This window comes from Polaribacter litorisediminis, assembly GCF_019968605.1.
GTDB classification, from domain to species: Bacteria; Bacteroidota; Bacteroidia; order Flavobacteriales; family Flavobacteriaceae; genus Polaribacter; species Polaribacter litorisediminis.
On record NZ_CP082966.1, the window covers coordinates 4,094,503 to 4,117,107 of the forward strand.

The window sequence follows — 22,605 nt, forward strand, 5'->3', positions numbered from 1 at the left end:
TAATAATTATTTTTTTATAAACATTCTTCTTTTTGCTAGCATTTTCTAGGAATAGCTAATTCCTTGTAATATAAATTTAAATTTAATTTATTAGTTTTAAGCTTTTGGATTGTAACATCCGCTGTTAAACCTTATACAAAGTAATGTTTTATCTATATAGTGTGCTTATTTAATTAGAACTTAGTTAGACTTATTATGTTATTTTGTAAATTCGTAATTATTGTTAATCTTATTCTTATATATAGTAATTTGAGTTCAAAAAAAATCTCGTATTTTAAAATTTTTATTACTTTCTTAATTTTAAGCTTTTTAGGTTTTATATTACTTCCTAAATTATCAGTTAGATTAAACCCAAGTGAGTCATTACCTTCTTTAAAAGTAAGTTTCAATTGGGTAAATGCTTCAGCTTATACTACAGAAAGAGAAGTTACAAATATTTTAGAAGGTGGTTTTAGTGTTGTTAAAGGACTAACCCAAATTTATTCTAAGTCTTCCAAAGGAAATGGTAGTATAACTTTAGAGTTTAATAAATATACAAATATAGACTACGTTCGTTTCGAAATTGCGACTATTATTAGACAGCTTTCTAAAAAACTTCCAGAGAAAGTTAGTTATCCAATTATAAGTGTAAACAAACCCAATGACGAGAATGAGAGAGCCTTTTTATCTTTTAGCGTTAATGCAAAACAAAGTCCATTTGCAATTCAAGAAACGGTAAAAAATCAAATAGAGCCAATTATTGGTGCAATACAGGGCGTAGATAAAACTCAAGTATATGGTGCAACTCCTAAAGAATTTATTATTAATTATAATTTTCAATTACTAAAACAACTGTCTATAAATAAGCAAGACATTATTACTACTTTACAACAACAATTTACTAAAGAAAGTTTAGGGTCTATTTTCTACAAAAAAGAATATATTACTTTATCTATTAACACAAATAATGAATTAAACTGGCATATTCCTATAAAAAAGGTAGAAGAAAGAATTATTTATTTAGATGATATTGCAAAAATTTTAGAGCAAGAACAAGAAACACAAAGTTATTATAGAGTAAATGGTAAAAATGCTATAACGTTATCTATTTACGCTACTAAAAATGCAAATACAATTGTGTTGGCAAAAAGGATAAGTGAAAAACTGCAAGAAATACAAAGTTTATTACCAAATGGATATTCAATTATTGAAACCTATAACGCAACTGAATATTTAGAAACAGAATTAAATAAAATTTATGAAAGATCTTCTTATACGGTTCTAATTTTACTTCTATTCATACTACTTACAAGTAAGAGTTTTAAATATTTATTAATTACTATAATTAGTTTGGTGGCTAATTTAGGCATTGCCTTTTTACTGTATTATTTATTTAAAGTAGAAATTCAATTATATTCTTTAGCAGGAATAACTATTTCTCTTGGACTAATTATAGACAATAGTATTGTGATGATTGATCATATTAAAAAACAAGGAAATAGAAATGTATTTGTACCAATTTTAGCATCTACTTTAACAACTGTAGGTGCTCTTTCAATTATTTATTTTTTAGATGATGCTTATAAGGTAAATCTTATTGATTTTGCACTTGTTATTATTATTAACTTGAGTGTTTCGCTTTTTGTTGCCTTGTTTTTAATACCTGCTTTATTAGAAAAAATTCCTTTAAAACCTACAATCTCTAATAAATGGCAATTAAAAATTGAAGAAAAGTTTTATACTTTATATCAAAAGCTCTTAAAAGTACTATTAAGATTAAAAAAAACAGCTCTTATTTTTATTATTCTAATATTTGGAATTCCTTTTTTTATGTTGCCTCAAAAAATAGAAACGAATACTACATTCTTTGAAAAAGCATACAATAATACGTTAGGGAATGAATGGTATAGAGAGAATATTCGACCACATTTAGACAGATATTTAGGAGGAAGTTTTCGTCTTTTTAATTATTATGTTTTTGAAAACTCATATTACAATAGAAATGAAGAAACAAAACTATATGTATCTGCTTCTATGGAAAAAGGAGCTACTGTGCATCAAATGAATGAAGCATATTTATCCATTGAAAACTACTTGCAACAATTTATAGAGATTAAACAATATACAAGTACTATTTATAGTGGAGATAATGCTAGAATGGAAATTACTTTTAAAGATGCCTTTAAAGAATCTTCTTTTCCTTTTATATTAAAAGCGCGATTGGTAAGAAAAGTTTTAGATCTTGGTGGTATCGACTGGAATGTATATGGTGTAGGTAATGGATTTAGTTCAGGTGGAGGTAGTAATGACCCTGTTAATTTCACAGTTAAAGCAAAAGGTTATAATTATGATGATCTAAATAGTTGGGCAGATACTTTAAAAACAGCTTTAGAAAAACACCCAAGAATTCAAAAAGTTCTGGTAAAAGAAAATTCTTATTGGTCTAAAAAACCTTCATATGAATATCTTTTTAGCTTAGACAAAGAGCAAATAGCGTTAAGAAATAGTAACCCTTCAAAAATCTTTAATGAATTAAAATCTTTAACACTTTCTAAACAGTCTGATATTTCTATAAATATTAAAGGAAAATATATGCCAATTCGATTAGAATCTGATAATTCTAAAACTTTTGATTTATGGGCAATAAAAAATACGCCCTTAGATAGCTTGCATACTCCTATTGTTTTAAAAAATATAGCAGTTACATCCAAAGAAAGAGAAGAAGAAAGTATTTATAAAGAAAATCAAGAATATATTAGATTGGTTCAATTTCAATATACAGGTTCTGCTAAGTTTGGAGCAAAGTTTTTAAAAACAACGTTAGAAGAACTAAAATTAAAATTGCCCTTAGGATATCAATTTGAAAGTTCTCAAAATAACTGGTTTTTAAACGATGATAAAAATAATAACTATACTTTTTTATTGTTGCTGGTTTTAGTAATTATTTATTTTATATGTGCCATTTTATTTGAGAGCCTAAAACAACCTTTTATCATTTTAAGCGTAATACCTATATCATTTATTGGAGTATTCTTAACTTTTTATCTCTTTGATTTTAATTTTGATCAAGGTGGATTGGCTAGTTTTGTTTTATTAAGTGGAATAACTGTAAACGCATCTATTTTTATAATTAATGGTTTTAATAAACTAAGAAAACAAAAGCCAAATGAAAATTATCTAAACTTATATATTGAGGCTTTTAAACAAAAAATATTTCCAATTACACTTACTATTATCTCAACAATTCTAGGCTTTATTCCATTTGTAAAAGATGGTCAAAATGAGGTATTTTGGTTTGCTTTAGGAGCAGGAACTATTGGAGGGCTAGTTTTTTCTATTATAGGTATTTTGTTTTATCTGCCTTTGTTTACTTTGAAAAAAGAAAGTTTGTAGAATACTTATTTTTTTAAAATGAACATTACGATTAGTAAGGTTTTATTGTTTCATTTAAATTTTTATAGTTTATTTCATCTATACTAAATTAAATTTATAAAATTGTTTGTTTAATCTGTTCTGCGGTAATTGCAGAATGTAAATTTATTTATTATGAAAAAATTTAAAAAGAATTTTTTTAGTCTTAGTTTGATGTTTTCGATGATTCTAGGAGTATGTATTAGTTTAATACCTAATGAGGCTGAAGCTTTAGTTGTTTTAGGAAAAACAAAATGTTATCAGCAAGTAACTTCTGGGGCTCCAGGAGATGTTGCAAATTTCTGTTCAGGTAGTGTATGCAAAGAAAAAGATGGGGTAGGCAGTAACTGGAATAATTGTGGGTAATACAATCATCTTCTCCTGTCTTTCGTAAAAAAAACACAGGAGAATATTTTTTAAATATTTTATGAAAAAAATAATTATAATTACATGTTTTATATTTATTAATTGCAAAACTAACATTGATAAAGAGATTGTAAAAATAAGTAAAGATGATTTTCCTAAAACCGAAAAAATTTCAGGTGAAATAATACTGAAAGAAGATTACAATAGAAATTACTCAATAAAAGTTTTTGAAAATATTTTGTTAATACGACTATCTGATTCTCCCAATTATTATAGTGTATATAATAAATACACTTTTGAGTATTTAGGTTCTATAGGGGTTAAAGGAGAGGCAGGGAATGAATGGATAACAATGTATGATAGTGGGCAACTTGAAAAAACAGAGTCAGGAATTTGTCTATGGGTTCATAGATATCAAAAAGGTTTTTTTGCCCAAGTTAACATTACTAAAACTTTAGCAACAAAAAAACCTATTCCAATTTATGAAAAAATTATAAATATTGATGCAAAAAGCTTTCCTTTTTTTAATCTTTTTTATTTAGAAGATAATCTAAATATAATAGGTAATTGTTGGTTAACTGATCAAAATCAAGTTAGAATTAAATCTTATGATATCAATACAAAAAAAATAAAAAAATCGGAACTTTTCCCAAAAATAAAAAATTTAGAAAAATTACCAATTCAGGTTGTTAAAAGCCTGTATTCAAGTGGTTTTAAGAAGCATCCAACTAAAAATATCTTTTTTCAAGCAATGTATATGTTTGATAGGATAGATATTTTTGACGAAAATTTGAATTTGAAAAAATCTATTGTAGGAGGTGAAAATTGGAAAGATAATTATTATGATGCAAGAGAAATTAATCCAGCTTCAAATTTTTTAGAGGGAAAAGTAAATGGCTATGCTGGGATTTCAGCTTCTGAGAGTTATATCATTGCTGTAGACGTAAATAAAAAGAAGAGTAATATAGACAATACAGTTAAAGAATCTTATATAAAGATTTTTGATTGGGAAGGAAAACCTATTTGTAGGTTAAAATCTACTGACGATTTATTTTCTATTTCATTAGACGAAAAAGAAGGAATACTTTACGCAACAGATATCAATAATGAAAAAGTATTAAGATATGATATCAATAAGATTATGGAAAAATGGTAAATTTTAAACAATTAATTATATTCATTGTTGCAACAATATTAACGATTTTTTTATCCTTAAAAGCGAAAAATTGGTATCATAATAAAAATTATTCTAAAATTCTTTTTGAGAAAACTGAAATAAGTATGGATACTATTATAACCCAAAAACAAGCTGAAATTTTCTTCAATTATAAGAATATTGGGAATAAAAGTTTAAAAATTTTTAGAATTGAGACTTCTTGCGGTTGCACAATACCTACTTTTAATACAAAATTAATTCTTCCAAATAAAGAAGATAGATTTAAAGTAAGGTATGAAAGAGTAAATAAGGGTTTTTTTACAAAAGAACTAATCGTCTACTCTAATAGCATTACTAGTCCCGATCGTTTAGTAATTTCTGGATTCGTCCCTTTTGATTAAAATACTCCAAACATCTTTCCCTGAATATAACTTTCTGGAACAAAACCAAAACTCCTTGAGTCTATAGAATTGTGTCTATTATCTCCCATCATAAAAAAATAATTATTTTTAAAAGTATATGTTGTATTTTTAAGTTTTGATAAATCTGTATTTTCAAATTTAACTGCACACGTATTATAAAAAGCTATATTTTCTTCTGTTAGTTTTATTTTCATCCCTTTTTTAGGAATAACGATTTCTCCATAATTATCTCTTGTCCATTCATTTTGTTTGCTAACTGGAAATAAGAAATAGTTATGGTTTGTTTTTTCTTCTATTTTTTTCTTGTAGTTTTTTCTTTCCTTATCTGAAACTGCTACATATTCTTTATTAGAATAATTTTGATGCAATGTGACATTATTTTTTTGTTTAAAAATATAACTATAAGTATAATTTTGTTTTTGTTTTAGCTCTTTAGAATTAATATAAACATTTGTTTTTTTAATTTCTATGGTGTCTCCAGATACCCCTATAATTCTCTTGATTAGAAATTTATCTGAGTTATCTACCGCTTTAAAAACCACGATATCTTCTCGTTTAAAATCTTTGAAAGATTTTAATAGGGTATATAAATTAAATTCATTTTCTGGTGAAACAAATAAAGTACCTAATACTGGCAAATTTCGAAGATGATTTGGAAGTTTTACTCCATAACTAATTTTATTAATCAGCACATAATCTCCAGGATATAAGGTTCTTTCCATAGAACTAGAAGGAACATAATAAACATCAAAGAAAAAGGTTCTAATAAAAACTGCAAATAGAATTGGTAGAATAATTATGTAAACATACCTAATAACCGATAGAACTATTTTTGATAAATTAGTTTTTAAGAAAAAATAAATTTTATTAAGTGTAATGGTATCTAAAACGATAAGAAGCACTAATGAAACTATCAATAATTTAGACCAAAGTAAGAAAAGCAGCACTCCTATAACCCCCAAAATAAAAACTCCTTTTTTAAATAGTTTTACCATTTTTCAAAAATAGTTTTTTTATCTAAATTTAGTGAATTTTAAAATTAAATTAAATTAATTACTTAATACTAAGGCCTAAGATTGGTCTCCAAACAGACAAAATGATTATTTATTTCTTAATAAAAAGTTGAGACCATTTTTTATCTTCATTTTCAATATGCAGAAGATAGACTCCTTTTGATAAATTTTCTACATTAATCATTGCAGAATTATCTTTGACTTTTAATTCGGATTTTCTTCTTAGATACTTTATAATGTTTACAGAAGTATTACTTAAAATAAATTCTATTTTTTTTTATGGTATCATTAATATACCAAGAGTTTTAAACTCCATTTCTTGTATTTCATATCTCAAATATATTAGTTTTGAAATTTAAAATAATACTCCGAACTTATTGGGGCTAAAATAATTGCGATCTGCATCCGTAAAAAAGTTTATGGTAGGTTATGAAATGTTTGCAATGCCCCAGAGAGATATTACACCAGAACAAGCAGCGGAAGAGTTGAAGTTACTTGCAGAAAATACTTAATTTTTAGATTTAGACTGAGTGATTTAGCGTTAAAGATACGTAAGTTTAACGCTAAATTGATAAAAATCAATACATTTTATCGTAATCGAATGTATAAATATTTATGAGGATGGACTCTAAAAAATCGTCACATCAAAGGTAGACACTCCAATTAAACCCCAAAAAAAACACATAATAAGTGCAATAAAGAGTACTTATTATAAGTAAATTCCAAAAAAAGATATATCTTTACATTAAAAGAGCTTTGTAATGCACTTTCAATCTTTAATTGAAGCCATCAAAACACGCAGACAGAATCTAGCCGTAACTCAAGAAATGCTTTCAGAGTTATCTGGAGTGGGCTTGCGCACACTAAAGCAATTTGAAAGCGGCAAAGGAAATCCTACTTTAGAGACCCTACAAAAATTAGGGAATGCCTTAGGAATGGAGTTAATGTTTGCCGTTAAGGAACTAAATGTTAACGAATGAGAGAAGCAACAGTTTTTTATAAAAATAAAGTGGCAGGTATTTTAACGCAGTTAGATAAGGGTAGCTTTGTGTTTAAGTATGACCGGGATTGGTTTCTTGACACTAAGAAACCAGCAATCAGCTTAACATTACCTAAAACAAAGCAAAAATACACATCTAACTATTTGTTTCCTTTCTTTTATAACATGTTGCCAGAAGGTTCTAATAAACAAACAGTTTGTTTTGAGAACAGAATAGATACAAAAGATTATTTCGGAATTTTATTGACAACAGCAAACCAAGATACCATTGGAGCTGTTACCCTTAAAAAAATAGAAGCGTAATGAAGTTTCCTACAATCATAGTTTGTCCTAGTACATTGGCTAAAGGTCATAAAATATATAGTAGCGCCGCTTTAAGACGTGTGTTTGATGGTAAAAAAGTAAGTCCTATTTTACTATACGATTCGCCAGCAAGTAACGAAAGTACTGACGCGTTGTTTACAGAAAACAGAAAACGCATGTCTATTTCTGGCGTACAAGAAAAATTTTCGATACGGTTAGAGAAAAACAAATTACGCTTGCTTAAAGATGGCGAGCAAGGACAATACATTTTAAAACCAATTCCGAATGTTGGTAAAAATGCTCATCAAATGCCAGCTAACGAGCATGTAACGATGCAAATTGCGAGACAGGTATTCAATATGGAGACCGCTGAAAATGCTTTGATATTTTTTAAGAATGGTCAACCGGCATACATTACAAAACGCTTTGATGTAAAAGGTGATGGGAGTAAATGGGCTCAAGAAGATTTTGCGTCTTTAGCAGAGCGAACACCTCAAACACATGGTGCGGATTTTAAATATGTAGGTAATTATTTAGAGCTTTTTACGATTTTAAAAAAATATACACCTGCATATGCTGTAGAGTCCATAAAATTACTAAAATTAATTCTTTTTAACTACTTGTTTTCAAATGGCGATGCGCATTATAAAAACTTCTCATTGATAGAAACCCCTTTAGGTGATTTTAAATTAAGTCCTGCATATGATTTACTAAATAGCAGATTACATGTAAACGATAGTGATTTTGCTTTAGAAGAAGGTTTATTGCCACCCAATAGGACTGGGGGTAAGGTTGCTCAACAATTTTATAGATTAGGAGAGCTTGCTGGTATTTCAAAAAAACAAATTGAAAAAGTGTTCCACCTTTTAACTTCTAAAACCGATGAAGTATTGCAGTTAATTGAGGCTTCATTTCTAGAGGAAAAATTTAAAAGAAATTATACCCAGGCTTATCAAACACGTCTCAATAAATTAAAACGGACATAGTAGTATAATTGCTTTTTTAAGAACTTTAAGATTTAATGCTTCTAATGATTATTTTTTTTATTGCAATACAGGTTCAAAATCTATCAAAAATACATTCAAAATTATGTATCTTTGATTTGAAATTAATTATGAATCACCGTAAACGCTATCGTAAACGTTTTTGGGTAAATAATCTATAAATAGGGGCTTATTTTGACATTTTGTCGAACTCATAACCCAAAGGTTGTCTAACATATTTATCTGAATTGGCAATCCACAATAAACGGTCATAATTGGTGTTCAGCGTTAGCCTAATCACAGATAAAACAATCAATTCCCAGATGGTCATGCCTTCTCGACCAGTTTGTTTTTTGTCTTTCTTTATAATAGGTTCCACAATAGAGAACATCTTTTGATAGTAGACTTCATGTACAAAAATGGTTTGTAAAGCTAGTAAAACCGGTGGTAGTTTAACGCTGCTTTTTAAAGGAATTTTTACTTCTGAAATTGGGAGGCTTCCAATGGATGGACATAACTCAAATTGTTTGCGTATTTTCTAACTTTTTAGCTCGAATCTAATGGCTCTAAAACCAGTAAATCCGTTGATTATATTAAAATAAAGCTTTTTTTGATAGTGATTCAATGGCTAAACAGAAGTTATTAATCTGGTAATTAGCAGTTTGAAGGTTTACGGGCAGACACAAATTAAAAACGAGTATAAAATCTTAGAAAAAAACTACCGATATTTAAAAGCAGAAGTAGATATTATTGCGAAAAAAGGAACTGTTTTAGCCGTTGTTGAAGTAAAAACACGCTCCACAGATTATTTTGGAGATCCTCAAGATTTTGTCACTCCCAAAAAAATAAAACTATTACTTTCTGCTGTAGATTATTATGTGGTGCAACTAGATTTAGATGTTGAGGTTCGTTTTGATATTATTGCTATTATTCATCAAAAAAACGAAACAAAAATAGAACACCTAAAAGATGCTTTTTTGCATTTTTAAAGCTTTTCTAAATATTCTTTAACATCTTTAATTTCATTAGGTTTTGCAACTATCTTTTTATTTTTATCTAATAGAAAGTAGGTGGGTGTAGCGTTTATCTGATAGGTTCTTGCAGTTTTATTCTCCCATTTGTTTAAACCTAAAACATGATGCCATCCTGGTAAATTTGTCTTTGTATACGTTTCCCAAACAAACGTATCATTTTCTAAAGCAAAAGCAATTACTTTTATAGTTGCTTTGTTTTTCATGTACGTGTGTAATTGAGGAATTTCTCGTAAACAATGAGAGCAACTGGTACTCCAAAAAACTAAAACGTATTGTTCAGCATCATTTAAAGTAGATAACTTTATGGTTTTACCACGTTCATTCCAAGAAAAATCTGGAGCTATTCTGCCAATTTCAACAGCTAATAAAGCGAGCTTTTCTGTTTTAAATTTTTTATCTTGTAAGTTTACAGGCAGCTTATTATAGTGGGTTTTAAATAAATAATCTATAATTTCTAAATTTTTAGAAGTTTCAAATTGTTCTATTAAATATTGGATGATATCTCTTTTGTAAGATTCTTTTTTAACTTTAGAAAGAACGGTTTCTATGGATTCTTTATAGAGTATTTGTTGTTGTGCTTCATCATCAGAATAATTAATATAAAACACATATTCTAAGATTCTATTGGTTAAAAATGAAGAATTTACCAAGGCTTCATTAGAGAAGTCTAGTGTTTTAAAAAACGTATTTTTAATATTTGATAGATAGTCGTTTACAGAAGATAAAATTTCTGTAGAATTAAAGCGAGCACTAGCTTTTACAAAGGGAGCTATATATTTATTTTTTGTAATCTCCTCGTATTTCTTTTGAACATTCTCTACTTCTTTGTAAACTTCTTTATAATATTCTTTTAAATTTAATTCCGGGTCTTGTAAAGCAGCTATTTGAACGGAATCTAATTGCCGTTGTGTTAAAGAAATATCTCTCATATAAGCATTATAAAGCTTATTTTCTGAGGACTCTTGAAAAGCAATAGCTTCTTGAGGATAATCTGGATTAAAAATAAAAGAAACATTTTCCTTATTGTAAAAAAAATCCACAAAACCTTCTCCTTCAAGTCTATAAGTTGCTCTATAAGCGCCTGGTTTAGCAGATGAAGGTAGTTTAATTTCAAAATTTCCAACAGCTTGCTTTTTTCCGCTTATTAAAATAGAATCTGTTTTTATGTTTGTGTTGTTGATAAAGACCTGTTTTGTGCCTTCAATTTTATACAAAATAACCCAATCACTTTCTAATATCGGACTCATCGATCCTTTAATGGAGTGCTGTGCATGCGAAATGGCAGCAATTAAGAGGATAAAGGCGAGTATGTTTTTTTTCATTTTAAATCAATTTAATGCTAAACAATTTTATATTTTCAAGAAGTATACCAAAAATACTATTTCTGCTTTAAAATAGGTATATTGTAACGTTAAAATATAAAATTATGAGTTTTTCTAATCAAATAATTTGGATTACAGGTGCTTCTTCTGGAATCGGAAAAGCATTGGCGATTGAATTATCGAACCAAAATGCAAAATTGATTCTATCATCAAGAAAAAAGGAAGATTTAGAGTTGGTAAAGCAGCAATGCAGGCATCCTGAATTTGTGAAAATTATTACGTTAGATTTAGAAGAGTATTCCAATTTACAACCTATTGCAGATAAAGCCATAGCTGCTTTTGGCAAGATTGATGTTTTAGTAAATAATGGAGGCGTTAGTCAGCGCTCACTCGCAAAAGATACTGCTATTGTTGTTGACAAACGGATTATGGATATTAATTATTTAGGAACCGTGGCTTTAACAAAAGCTATCTTGCCACATTTTATCAAAAATAAAAAGGGTCATTTTGTGGTTACAACCAGTATTGTTGGTAAAATAGGAACTCCTTTACGTTCTAGTTATGCTGCGAGTAAACATGCTTTACATGGTTTTTTTGATAGTTTACGAGCAGAACACTTTCAAGATCATATTGCAGTTACATTGGTTTGCCCAGGTTTTGTAAATACCAATGTTTCTAAAAATGCATTAACAGGAGATGGAACGCCACAACAAAAATTAGATGTTGCTACAGAAAACGGAATTCAGCCAGAACGTTTTGCAAAATTGATGGCAAGAGCGATGAAAAACAAAAAAGAAGAAGTTTATATTGCTGGGGCGAAAGAAAAATTAGGGGTGTATGCCAAACGTTTTTATCCTAAATTAGTATCTATCTTAATCCGAAAATTGAGCGTTACTTAGTTTGATAAATTGTTCTTGCAATATGCTAAAAAACAGGATGATTTGTTTTTTAAAAAACGAGTGATTTTATTCCTTTTTTAATCAAAGTACTCCAATACTTCGAAATAATTTACAATAGCTTCTTTCATTAAAACGGTCTGCTCACCAGGCTTTAAACTAGGTAACTCTGTAATTACTTTATAATGTGGCCAACCCTCATCGTCAAAAAAATCAAATTCATAATAGCCATAAGGTTCTAGCAATTTGCAAATAGCAATATGCATAAGGTTCATTTTTTCGTCTTTTTTAAACGATTGATGACCTTGCCCTAATTCTTGTACACCAATTAAATATAGAATTCCATCTACATTTAATTCATCTCCTTCAGAAAAATCATCAGTTAATTTTGTAACCAAATAATTCCATTTTTCTTTTAAGACATTAACTTTATCCATAAAATATATATAAAAAGCAAAGATACAATCTGGATTTTTAAATTGTAAAAAAAAGATGTAGGTTTACAAAAATTATCTAGAATGAATGTTTTTGATATTGTTATCATAGTACTACTTATTTTGGCATTTGTAAGAGGAATTATAAAAGGTCTTTTTTCTGAAATAGCCTCTTTAATAGCGGTAGTAGCAGGTGTTTTTGTTGCTATTCATTATTCTAATTACATAGAGTTTTATATAGTGAATTCTACTTTTATAGATTGGTCAGATCAAACGAATAGAATTGTAGCTTTTTCAATTACGTTTTTAGCGGTGGTTCTCTTAATTATTTTTATTGGAAAATTATTGACTAAGATTGCAGATATTACCGCTTTAGGAATGATTAATAAATTTTTAGGAGGCGTGTTTGGCGTTTTAAAAATTGCCTTAATTTTAAGTATTATTTTTATCTTTTTTGGTCGAGTAAACAGTACCATACCCTTTATTACAAAAGAAACTTTGGATGAATCTATGTTATTTTATCCTATAAAAAGTATCGCTCCACAATTGTTTCCAACCATTATAAAAGAAGATAAAAACGGAAAAACAATTATAGAATTACCTAGATAATTTACTTTTCTATGTCATCGATCCAACTAAAATAGTTGTGATAAACATTTTCTTTTTCTAGCGCTACATATTCTAAAAAGGCCGCAGCAACTGGAGATAGCGTTTTCTTTTTGAGATAAATTAGTTTCCACACAGATTTTAGTGGCAGTCCTTTTGCGGGTATAATTTTAAGGTCGTTTTGTAATAGTTCGTTTTTTATACTCAATAAAGAGACAATAGAAACACCTATATTTGCAATAACAGCTTGCTTAATCGCTTCGTTAGAAGTTAACTCTACCATAATTTTAGGTGCAATTTTTTCTTGTTTAAAAAACAGTTGCATCGTATGTCTTGTACCAGAGCCTTCTTCTCTAAAAATTAAAGGTATTTTATTAAAAATAGAAGTATCCTTATTTTTTTGAGAAATGATTGTATTTTCTTTGGATGCCACTAATACCAAATGATTATCCATAATAGGTAATTCCTCCAAATCTAAATGATGAGGACTTACGGTAACTAAAGAAAAATCTACAAGATTTTTTTCTAAATCTTTAATAACCGTTGTTTTGTTAGAAACATCTAAAACCAATTCAACTTTAGGATGTTTTTTTAAGAATCCGTTTAAAAAATAAGGCATTACATAATTACCAGTAGACACCACAGAAATTTTTAGCTTACCCGAGAGTAAACCTTTAAAAGCTTCCGTTTTATATTGTATGGTTTTTGTTTTATTTAAAATTTCTTCTGCAATCTGATGAATTTCTTTCCCAAAATCTGTGACATAAAATTGTCTTCCTATAATTTCAGACAAAGGAATATCAAACTGATCTTGAAAATTTTTTAATTGAATAGATGCCGCAGGCTGCGTCATATTGAGTTCACTTGCAGCTTTTGTAATACTTTTGTTCTCTACAATAGTGGTAAAAACTTTTAGTTGGTGTAAAGTAAAATTCATTAAAAATCTTTATGATTTGCATAACAAATTTAAATAAAAATAAATGAATTATTGCATATAGTTTTGGCGTGTCAAAAAAATAGGTAAAAATGAGTGTAGATGTTTTAATCAGTAATTTAACAAATCCAGTATTATTATTTTTTGTTCTAGGGATTATTGCTTCGCTAGTAAAAAGTGATTTAAAAATTCCTGAATCATCCTCAAAGTTTATTTCTTTATATTTATTATTCGCAATCGGTTTTAAGGGAGGACAAGAATTATCGCATAGCGAATTTAATGCGGAAATTATTTATTCTATTTTATTTGCAATTGGTTTATCAGTGGTTGTTCCTTTGTATACATTTTACATTTTAAAAAGGAAAATAGGAACACCAAATGCTGGTGCAATAGCCGCAGCATATGGCTCGGTAAGTGCCGTTACTTTTGTAACAGCAGTGTCTTTTCTAGAAAATCAAGGGGTTCCTTTTGGGGGGCATATGGTGGCTATTATGGCAATTATGGAATCTCCAGCAATTATTGTTGGGGTTATTTTAATTATGTTGAATGACAATACCAAAAAGGAGAAAAAATCTATTGGAGGTATTTTAAAACATTCATTTACAAGTGGAAGTGTCTTAATGCTAATTGGTAGTTTAATGATCGGTTTAATTGCCGATGCATCTCAAGCAAGAGGAATTGAACCTTTTACTACCGATATTTTTAAAGGTTTTTTGTCTTTATTTTTATTAGAGATGGGTATGGTTACTGCCAGCAGAATAAAAGGCTTTAAAAAACATGGAATGTTTTTATTTTTCTTCGGAATTATGGTGCCACTTTTTAACGGTATGGTGGTCGCTTATGTAAGCGGATTTTTAACAGAAAGTGAAGGAAACAGATTGTTATTTGCAATTTTAGCAGCAGGTGCTTCTTACATCGCTGTTCCGGCAACAATGAAATTAGCAGAACCCAGGGCAGATGCAGGTATCTATATACCCATGGCTTTAGGAATTACATTTCCTTTTAATATTACAATCGGTATGCCTATTTACTATGCGGTTGTTCAATTATTTTAACGAACACTTTAAGAAAGATCGTTTGTAGGTTTTTCTGGACAATATTTTTTAGGCATTCGTTGTTTTTCAGTTACCACCTATTCCTGTGTTTTTTTTAAATTTAGTGTAAAAATATCATCTAGATGAGATGTGCTATGCATGGTTACTTTTAAATCTTTAATGATACCATCATTTAATCCATATACCCAACCATGAATTTCTAAACCTGTTTCATCGATCCAGGATTGTTGTACAATGGATGTTTTTGCTAAATCATACACTTGAGCTATTACGTTTAGTTCTACCAAGCGATCAAAACGCTTTTCATCACTGTCTAATTTTTTTAATTCGGTAATATTTTCTTGATATACCTCTTTAATATTTCGAATCCATTTGTTTATGAGTCCTAAAGATTTGTTATGCATGGCAGCTTCTACACCGCCACATCCATAATGTCCACAGACAATAATATGGTGCACTTTTAACGTATTAACAGCATAATCTAAAACACTTAACATATTCATGTCTGTATGCACTACCATATTGGCAATGTTTCGATGTACAAATATTTCCCCAGGAAGAGTTCCTGTTATTTGATTTGCGGGTACTCTGCTGTCTGCGCAACCAATCCATAAAACAGGAGGAGTCTGACCTTTTGAAAGTTCTTCGAAATAATGAGGGTCATCATCAATCTTTTTCTTAACCCATTCTTTATTGTTCTCTAATAACTGACGATAATAGTTGTCTTTCATAGTGTTTTTGATTTAATCACGGTCATTTATTGTTTGTTTTGCCCAATTTACACAAGTACTAAACGAACTAAAAATGTGTTTATTAGGAATAATGTTTGGAATAATATCAATTCTTTCCATCATATATCTAGGTTGCTCTTGTAGATGAACAAATAATACTTCAATATTTTTTTTCTTTAACTCTAAAAGAGTATCCTCCATGGCATACAAACCAGATTGATCCATATAATGCATTCTTGTTAATCGGATAATAACAATACTTGCAGTGGTCGGTATTTGTCTGGATAGTTGCTGAAAATCACTTGTAGAACCAAAAAATAAAGGGCCTTTGATATGTTTTATAAAAACTTTTTCTTTTAAGTTTTTTGTAAAGCCTTTTTCATCAGGCCAAGATTCTTCATCTAATACTTTTACTAAACTTCTTTTTGCTGTTAAATCTCCAATCTTTTTCATAAACATTAAAGATGCTATGACTAAACCAATACCTACGGCATAGATTAAATCCCAAAAAGTAGAAAGTAATAGCACCATAAGCATGATTAACACTTCTGAACTTATTTTTAAAAAGCCAAGTTTTATGTCTTTTGGTAAATGAGGAATTGCTTTTAAACCTTTATAATCCATCACACCAATTCCTACGGTTATTAAGATTCCTGCTAAAACAGCTGCTGGGATTTTAGAGGCTACAGGTCCTAATAACAACATAATTAATAAAAGCATGATACCCGCAATCATTCCTGAAAGTTTGGTTTTTCCTCCAGCATTAATATTTACCACAGTTCTAATGGTTGCCCCAGCGCCCGGAATACCGCCAAAAATTGCCGCAATACTGTTTCCTATTCCTTGCCCTACCAATTCTTTATTAGGCTTATGTTTTGTTTTTGTCATATTATCTGCAACTACACTTGTTAATAGTGAATCAATGGCTCCTAAAAGCGCTAAAGTGAGTGCAGTAAAAATATAAGGGGTGATGCTAGAAAAACTAAAATCTGTTATGATTTCCCATTTAGGAATGGGAATTCCTCCAGGAATTTCTTGAATTGCTTTATAATCGAGTCCAAAGCCTACAGCAATGCCAGACATTACGATTAATGCGACTAAAGTACTTGGAATTGAAGTAGTAATTTTTTTAAAACCATAAATTATAAAAACAGTACCCAATGCTAGTATTAGTTCTAACCAATTAATATTTTGCAATGCTCTGGGTAAAACTCTAATGGCTCCAATAGTGCCGGAAGCATTTTTTGATGCTAGTATTCTTGATTCTCTTTCAATATCTTCTGTCGTAATTTTTTCTGCTCTAGAAATCGTTTCTCTAAAATCTTCTAACACCAAAATGCCTTCACCTGCTTCCTCTTTTAGTATATTTTCTAAAATTACTTCTTCAGCTTCCGCTTTAAAATTTGATACGAATTCTACGTCTTCCTTTGGGTAATAGCCTAAAGAAGGCAATACTTGAGTTAACAAAATAATAACGCCAATAGCCGTCATAAAACCAGAAACTACTGGATATGGAATGTATCTTATGTATTTTCCTAAACCGATTAAACCCAAACCAATTTGAAAAAAACCTGCTAGTAAAAAAACGGTTAAAATAGCAGGTAGCGCTTTAGAAACATCACCATCATTGGTGGCAATTATACCCGCAATAACGACCATACTTACCGCAGTCATAGGTGCAGTTGGTCCTGAAATTTGAGTAGCTGTCCCTCCAAAAAGCGCCGCAAAGAAACTTATAAAAATTGCGCCATACAAACCGGCTGTAGGTCCTAAGCCAGAAGAAACTCCAAAAGCCAATGCTAAGGGTAGTGCAACAATACCCGCAGTAATTCCGCCAAAAGCATCTCCTTTTATATTCGAAAAAAGTTTTTTCATTTTGGATTGATTTTTTACCTATCAGAATTACAATAATAAGCTTTTTAGATTCTAATTGAAAATTTATTTTTTAAGTTAAATATGTTGTTTTAATCGATTTCCTAAGTTAAACTATTTTAAGTTTATAATGGGTTTTAAATATATTGAAATATTAAAATTAAAAAGAAGAACACAGCCTTCATCACGGGTTTTTTTTGATTAAAATAGGGTGAAAAAAAGCGGTTATACGTTTAAAATGGAATGTTGAGCAAAAAATAGATAAAATTATATTTTTAGGACTCAAAATTTATCAAATGCTAATATACCCGTAATTTTATCAATAGTGAATGGCTGTCCAATATTTCTGCACATAAAGATAATGGCCTCCTAAATTTTTTTAAGAAATAAGAGGATAAAGTCAAATATCTTTGATTAGTAAAATAAACCTCCATTCATTGATAGTAAATGTAATTGTATTTTCTCAAATAATTTCAAAACTCCGAAGTTCAAAATTCAAGAAACTGGTGAATTTATTCATCAAGCAGATAATACCATTTATGATTTGAATTTACCGAAAGATAAAATAATGACTTTTTTCTTTATTCAAATTTAAAACATCAACTATTGCCATTAGCTATGGTTTATTTTTAAAAATTAAAATAAAAGTAGAACATTCATTTTGCTTTAGATTAAAATCTTTTTCCAATTCCGATACCAATAGACCAGGTGCCAAAATTATTTGAACGATAATCATAAAATATAGTAGGCGCAACATCCCAATGATTGGCAATTTCCATCTCATATTCCAAGCCAGTTCTTATAATAAAAAGATTTTCAGTTTTTTCAAATTCTATACCTGAGCCAAAAACGAATACCCATTCTTTGTGAAACTTCCATAACGCATCCAAAGTTACAACTACCGGAAACTCTTTTTCAATAAAAAATTGCTCTTCTTTTTCTATCTCAAAAGTTTCTAATTCCAAATCATTATGAAAACCAAGACCCCATTTCTCATTGAACCAATATTCTAAATCTAAGCCAATGGAAGGAATAATAACAGTTGCATCACCATTATTGGTTGCCATAGGAATGTATGTATGACTTAAAACGGGACTAACTCTAAAATGTTTAAAATGTTCATCTACTGAATGTTCTTGGGATGATAGGTTAAAACCAAAAAAAATTAGGGTTATGAGTGTGATGTATTTGTTCATTTTTTTTTATTTAGTATGCCTAACAAAAATAAGCGGTACTTTTTTATTGAAATATGATAAATGTTATCTTATTCCATACATCACTGTTTTATAAATTTTAATGATTTACTTTTTTGACCTTGCATTATTTTAATAAAATAAACGCCTTCTGAAAGTTGATTGATATGTATTCGATTGGTATTTTCAGATTTATAAACTTTTTGACCTATTGCACTGTATATTTCAACCTCGAAATTACTGGCGATTCCTGCTACATAAAGTATATTTTTAGCAGGATTTGGATACATATAAATATGATTGAAATTTTCTTTGTTTAGAGCAAGCGTATGGCTATTTATTGCGTTCGGACTTCCGTTGAGGTTTAGGCATTTCCAGTTTTCTGGTAAACTATTATCTAAATTTGGAGTCATTAGTTCTAAGGTATTTCCGGTTCCATTTGCACAACTTGACCAAGGTGCGTTTGAAAAATAAATTACTTGATCTTGTAAAATGTTATTTTCGTTAAACAATCTAACAGCATCAGAAGTGCCCAAACCAAAACCTAAATTACCAACATAATTTGTTATTTCGGGAAATACAGCAGTAAAGTCATTCGTGTCTCTTACTAAAACTAAATATCCTTTTGGGGTTATGATGGTTCCTGCAGGAAAGTTGAATACATGTGTGTCATTATCATCTTTCAAGCTCCAATTCGATACATCCAAAGAGTAGGAATTAGGATTGTAAAGTTCTACCCAATCATTTGCATTAAAATCATCGCTAGATTTATAGTTAATTTCATTGATGACAATTGTTTCTACAGCGTCAGACGGTTTAAAATTCGGAACCAATTCGAGAGCTTTGGATACATTTAAATTAAGGGGGTTATTTGTAGAAGAAATGTCACCACTCCAATGAGAAAACTCATAACCTAGTTTAGGAATTGCTGTTAATTGGATAGGAACAGTTTCAAAATAATCACCAGTCCAAGAAGAATTTTGAATCTGTAAATGATCATTTACGGTCACAAATCCTTGGGTTAAGTCATTATTTTTAATGGTGATTGCATGATAATCAGGTAGGTTAAATTTCGATTTTATGTGATCTTTTGCAAAAGAGGATCTATTTTCTGCAAAAATTTTCATTTCATCTATATAATAGGTTGCTTCGGATGAGTTTGCACCCCAACGACTATAATGGGCTTGCAATTCTGGCTCAATAGTTTTATAAATTTGATCGATATGTTCATTGATATTGCTGGATAGAAAACGCGTATTGAGTTCATCAGCATACAAATTAATAAATCGATTTCTAAAACCAATGTTTGTGATCAATTTTCTAAAAAGCAAAGTAGACCAGCTAGGGTTCGGCCAAGCAGGACCATTGGCCTCTAAGGCAAAACTCAAGGTGTCTTCCCAGTAATTTTGGGTGTTCCAAAAAGGGCCAAAGCCAAAATCAGTATCATACATAATCCATCGCCATTTGCCATTAGGATGTTTCCAAAATTTAACATTATTGCCTGGCCAATCCGTGTTATTTATAAAAATATTGGTCGCTTGGTACAAGGCATATTCTTTGATGTCAATTTGTTGTTCAATATACTCGAAATTCGAATCTGTAGATAAATCTGTATTCCTTACATATTGCATTAGCTCTTGGTAAGACGCATTAGACCCCTCAATTTCTTCAGCATTGTTGGTTAAAAGAGTAATGTCATCGGCATTCAAATTGTGTTTTGAAGCCAACATATGTTCATTAATTTTTTCACGAAGATGATACATACCCCAATATGTTCCGTTGAGATAGGTTGCCACTGAATTGTGTTCTTGAAAATCTAGATCAGAGTCTCTCATTAAACTAGTAAGCATGATGTCTTTCATCGATGACTTTAACCAATCTTGCCCAGAATTCCGCAACACCAAAGACTGAAATTCAGCATAATTTAAATGTTTAAAATAGGAGTGCTTAAATTCTGAATCACCATATTGGCCTCTAGCAAACAAGGAGAGTGACCTTTGTTCATTTTGACCACGACTCCATCCTCCAAAAATTTTAACACCGCCATCAAAATCAATCACATGGCTAGTTGCTTGTTCAAAAAAAGAAAAGTGTATAGGTCTTTCCCAATCTTCCCAAAAATTAGCTCCAAAATAAGGTTCTTCCGTCTCATAAGTGCCCGCAGGTCCAAAAGCATAAATGCCATTGGTTTCATCAAAAAAATTATCTGGGTTGGTACTTAAAAAAACAACATCTAGTGCATGGTTTGCTCTTAGTATATATGATTTTGTAAAAACTTTAGAAGGCAAATAATTTTCTAAAAAAATTTGAGCCCTAACGTTCAAGTTTTCATTAATTGGGATGGGGTTTGTATACATTGGGGAATTTTCATCGGGGATTTTTCCACCAAGTTCATACCGAATTATTGCTGGGGAAGAACTGCCAGAAAGAACTAAACTAAAAGGGTTTTCTACAAAACCTCCTTGCTGAGAGAAAATTACGTCGTTGTTTATAGTTCCTAAATACTCATGAATAGAATTTTCATAACTAGGAGTAGTGTGCTCGTAAAAAACAATATTTCCCGATTTGATAGAAATACCTGTACTGGTGTTTGGAGGAAGTTTTTCTATTGTAATTTCATCGATGATCGCACCAAATTTATCTGTTAAAAATAGTGTTTCTGCTGTTGATGAAATCTTAAAGTTCGTGTGTAGGTGCGTTGTTTTTAGATTTAAAATTTCAGGAGGAGAAACTCCATTGTTGGTTGGCGCAACAAAAGAAGCGGACAAAAATGGAATTATTGTAAAATCAGAAGAATTGACATCTGTATTATGAGCCTGAATTGTTAGGATATTTTCTCCTTCTCTTAAAATTGATTTAAAATCGGATATTATAAACCTTTTTGGCGTTCCTCCGGAGTACATTTGAGCTTCTGAGAACGTTATAGCATTGGAGTTATAAAGAGGAGGGACTCCATTTATATTGGCTCTAGCAATTTCAAAGCCATTCAGGTACGCAACAAAAGCGTCATCATAATCAATATCTAAAATTAATGATGAGATATTCTCTGTATTTTGAACGATAATTTTTTTTCTCAAATAGACAGAAACGGTACCGTTGGGTAATATGGTCGCATCATCTCCGTCTGCGTAACCAAAGCCAGAAGGACCTTCAAGCCAATTTGCATCGTTAAAATCTAAAGACTTCCAATTAGAACTAGGTTCAGAAGTTGGTATGCTATATTTAAATAAATCCCCTTGATTGATTAAGGTTTTATAAATTGTTTGAGAAGCACGGTTCTTTGAAGAAGCCCATAAAAGCATATACTGGTTTGGTGGTAAAGTAATATCAGGAAACGACCATTTTTTTAAATTATCTTGGTCATCAGATAATGACCAGCCGTCTAAAGAAGTGGTTTGGGAACCATAATTATGCAGTTCTATCCAATCGGGTGTATCTCCATCCTCATCTAAATATACGGAGTTGGAAGCAACAACTTCATTAATGCTGATTTTCTGAGCTGAAACTTGGAAAATACCGAATAAACAGAAAAAACTAAAAAGAAAATATTTCATTGCACCAAATATGTTTTTAATGATTATCTATTTTCTGTGTCTGGTCTTTAAAAACTTCTTTTTTATTTATCGGAAGAACCTAGCGTTTTAGAATATAAAAATCTCATAATACCATTTTAGACAGATAACGCGGCAATAAATCGTTTCTTTTTTGCCTATCTTTTGATTTCAATGAATCAAAAGATAATTCAATTTATGGACACCGTTTCATAAAGCTAAATTTGTATAAAATCTCTTGTAAAGGTATAAAATTAGATGTTCGTTTTGAAATCAATTATGGTCTAAATGATTAAAAAATAATAGATTAAAGTTAAATATTTCAAAAAATCTCAAAGATTGAC

21 protein-coding genes and 1 pseudogene are annotated in these 22,605 nt (G+C 29.8%); 12 read left to right on the forward strand and 10 right to left on the reverse strand.

Annotated elements, in window-relative coordinates; genetic code table 11:
* Nucleotides 1-249: 249 nt before the first annotated feature.
* The 4 genes from K8354_RS17485 to K8354_RS17500 all read left to right on the forward strand — a co-directional run bounded on the left by K8354_RS17485 (nt 250) and on the right by K8354_RS17500 (nt 5,313).
* The gene (locus K8354_RS17485) at nt 250-3,372 is read left to right on the forward strand and encodes an efflux RND transporter permease subunit (protein WP_223443906.1); all 3,123 of its coding nucleotides are present in this window, start codon (nt 250-252) and stop codon (nt 3,370-3,372) included.
* Nucleotides 3,373-3,525: 153 nt separating this feature from the next.
* Nucleotides 3,526-3,756, forward strand: coding sequence for a hypothetical protein (locus tag K8354_RS17490; RefSeq protein ID WP_223443908.1), 231 nt, complete (start codon nt 3,526-3,528; stop codon nt 3,754-3,756).
* Between the two features lie 61 nt (nt 3,757-3,817).
* Nucleotides 3,818-4,912 (forward strand): BF3164 family lipoprotein, encoded by a 1,095-nt coding sequence (locus tag K8354_RS17495; protein WP_223443910.1) that lies wholly within the window; start codon nt 3,818-3,820, stop codon nt 4,910-4,912.
* On the forward strand, nt 4,906-5,313 hold the full coding sequence (locus K8354_RS17500) for a DUF1573 domain-containing protein (RefSeq protein WP_223443911.1): 408 nt from the start codon (nt 4,906-4,908) through the stop codon (nt 5,311-5,313). Before K8354_RS17495 ends, K8354_RS17500 begins: the two co-directional genes overlap by 7 nt.
* Here K8354_RS17500 and lepB read toward each other — a convergent pair.
* Nucleotides 5,310-6,329: a signal peptidase I gene (gene lepB / locus K8354_RS17505; protein WP_223443912.1), complete on the reverse strand. Its 1,020-nt coding sequence runs from the start codon at nt 6,327-6,329 to the stop codon at nt 5,310-5,312. The genes K8354_RS17500 and lepB overlap by 4 nt on opposite strands.
* A 109-nt stretch (nt 6,330-6,438) precedes the next feature.
* Nucleotides 6,439-6,618: a T9SS type A sorting domain-containing protein gene (locus tag K8354_RS18875; RefSeq protein ID WP_367890435.1), complete on the reverse strand. Its 180-nt coding sequence runs from the start codon at nt 6,616-6,618 to the stop codon at nt 6,439-6,441.
* A 121-nt stretch (nt 6,619-6,739) separates the two neighbouring features.
* On the opposite strand from K8354_RS18875, the pseudogene K8354_RS17515 reads away from it, so the two are divergent.
* From K8354_RS17515 to K8354_RS17530, 4 genes and pseudogenes are all read left to right on the forward strand, one after another.
* Nucleotides 6,740-6,859, forward strand: a pseudogene (locus K8354_RS17515) (galactose-1-phosphate uridylyltransferase); the annotation flags it as partial.
* Between the two features lie 249 nt (nt 6,860-7,108).
* A complete protein-coding gene (locus tag K8354_RS17520) occupies nt 7,109-7,327 on the forward strand; it encodes a helix-turn-helix domain-containing protein (protein WP_223443913.1) in 219 nt (72 codons plus the stop codon).
* Nucleotides 7,324-7,650: a HipA N-terminal domain-containing protein gene (locus K8354_RS17525; protein WP_223443915.1), complete on the forward strand. Its 327-nt coding sequence runs from the start codon at nt 7,324-7,326 to the stop codon at nt 7,648-7,650. Before K8354_RS17520 ends, K8354_RS17525 begins: the two co-directional genes overlap by 4 nt.
* Nucleotides 7,650-8,636: a type II toxin-antitoxin system HipA family toxin gene (locus K8354_RS17530; RefSeq protein ID WP_223443917.1), complete on the forward strand. Its 987-nt coding sequence runs from the start codon at nt 7,650-7,652 to the stop codon at nt 8,634-8,636. The genes K8354_RS17525 and K8354_RS17530 overlap by 1 nt, the downstream gene beginning before the upstream one ends.
* Before the next feature lie 187 nt (nt 8,637-8,823).
* On the opposite strand, the gene K8354_RS17535 is transcribed toward K8354_RS17530, so the two are convergent.
* On the reverse strand, nt 8,824-9,012 hold the full coding sequence (locus K8354_RS17535) for a hypothetical protein (protein WP_223443918.1): 189 nt from the start codon (nt 9,010-9,012) through the stop codon (nt 8,824-8,826).
* 283 nt (nt 9,013-9,295) lie between these two features.
* Between K8354_RS17535 and K8354_RS17540 the strand changes: the two genes are divergently transcribed.
* Nucleotides 9,296-9,622: a YraN family protein gene (locus K8354_RS17540; protein ID WP_223443919.1), complete on the forward strand. Its 327-nt coding sequence runs from the start codon at nt 9,296-9,298 to the stop codon at nt 9,620-9,622.
* On the opposite strand, the gene K8354_RS17545 is transcribed toward K8354_RS17540, so the two are convergent.
* Nucleotides 9,619-10,989 (reverse strand): TlpA family protein disulfide reductase, encoded by a 1,371-nt coding sequence (locus K8354_RS17545; RefSeq protein WP_223443920.1) that lies wholly within the window; start codon nt 10,987-10,989, stop codon nt 9,619-9,621. The two genes, K8354_RS17540 and K8354_RS17545, sit on opposite strands and share 4 nt — an antisense overlap.
* A gap of 104 nt (nt 10,990-11,093) precedes the next feature.
* On the opposite strand from K8354_RS17545, the gene K8354_RS17550 reads away from it, so the two are divergent.
* The gene (locus tag K8354_RS17550) at nt 11,094-11,888 is read left to right on the forward strand and encodes an SDR family oxidoreductase (RefSeq protein WP_223443922.1); all 795 of its coding nucleotides are present in this window, start codon (nt 11,094-11,096) and stop codon (nt 11,886-11,888) included.
* Between the two features lie 77 nt (nt 11,889-11,965).
* Here K8354_RS17550 and K8354_RS17555 read toward each other — a convergent pair whose 3' ends face one another.
* Nucleotides 11,966-12,322, reverse strand: a complete 357-nt coding sequence (locus tag K8354_RS17555) for a hypothetical protein (RefSeq protein ID WP_223443924.1) — start codon at nt 12,320-12,322, stop codon at nt 11,966-11,968.
* 81 nt (nt 12,323-12,403) lie between these two features.
* On the opposite strand from K8354_RS17555, the gene K8354_RS17560 reads away from it, so the two are divergent.
* Nucleotides 12,404-12,928, forward strand: a complete 525-nt coding sequence (locus K8354_RS17560; RefSeq protein WP_223443925.1) for a CvpA family protein — start codon at nt 12,404-12,406, stop codon at nt 12,926-12,928.
* Nucleotide 12,929: 1 nt separating this feature from the next.
* Here K8354_RS17560 and K8354_RS17565 read toward each other — a convergent pair whose 3' ends face one another.
* Entirely contained in the window at nt 12,930-13,862 is a 933-nt protein-coding gene (locus K8354_RS17565; protein ID WP_223443926.1) for a LysR family transcriptional regulator, read from the reverse strand.
* 89 nt (nt 13,863-13,951) lie between these two features.
* Here K8354_RS17565 and K8354_RS17570 point away from each other — a divergent pair, with 89 nt between their 5' ends.
* Nucleotides 13,952-14,914, forward strand: a complete 963-nt coding sequence (locus K8354_RS17570; protein WP_223443927.1) for a sodium-dependent bicarbonate transport family permease — start codon at nt 13,952-13,954, stop codon at nt 14,912-14,914.
* A 77-nt stretch (nt 14,915-14,991) separates the two neighbouring features.
* On the opposite strand, the gene can is transcribed toward K8354_RS17570, so the two are convergent.
* From can to K8354_RS17590, 4 genes are all read right to left on the reverse strand, one after another.
* On the reverse strand, nt 14,992-15,645 hold the full coding sequence (can, locus tag K8354_RS17575) for a carbonate dehydratase (RefSeq protein ID WP_223443928.1): 654 nt from the start codon (nt 15,643-15,645) through the stop codon (nt 14,992-14,994).
* A gap of 12 nt (nt 15,646-15,657) precedes the next feature.
* On the reverse strand, nt 15,658-17,520 hold the full coding sequence (locus K8354_RS17580; protein WP_223443929.1) for a SulP family inorganic anion transporter: 1,863 nt from the start codon (nt 17,518-17,520) through the stop codon (nt 15,658-15,660).
* Nucleotides 17,521-18,188: 668 nt separating this feature from the next.
* The gene (locus K8354_RS17585; protein ID WP_223443930.1) at nt 18,189-18,713 is read right to left on the reverse strand and encodes a hypothetical protein; all 525 of its coding nucleotides are present in this window, start codon (nt 18,711-18,713) and stop codon (nt 18,189-18,191) included.
* A gap of 80 nt (nt 18,714-18,793) precedes the next feature.
* Entirely contained in the window at nt 18,794-22,264 is a 3,471-nt protein-coding gene (locus K8354_RS17590; RefSeq protein WP_223443937.1) for a CotH kinase family protein, read from the reverse strand.
* Between the last annotated feature and the right edge of the window lie 341 nt (nt 22,265-22,605).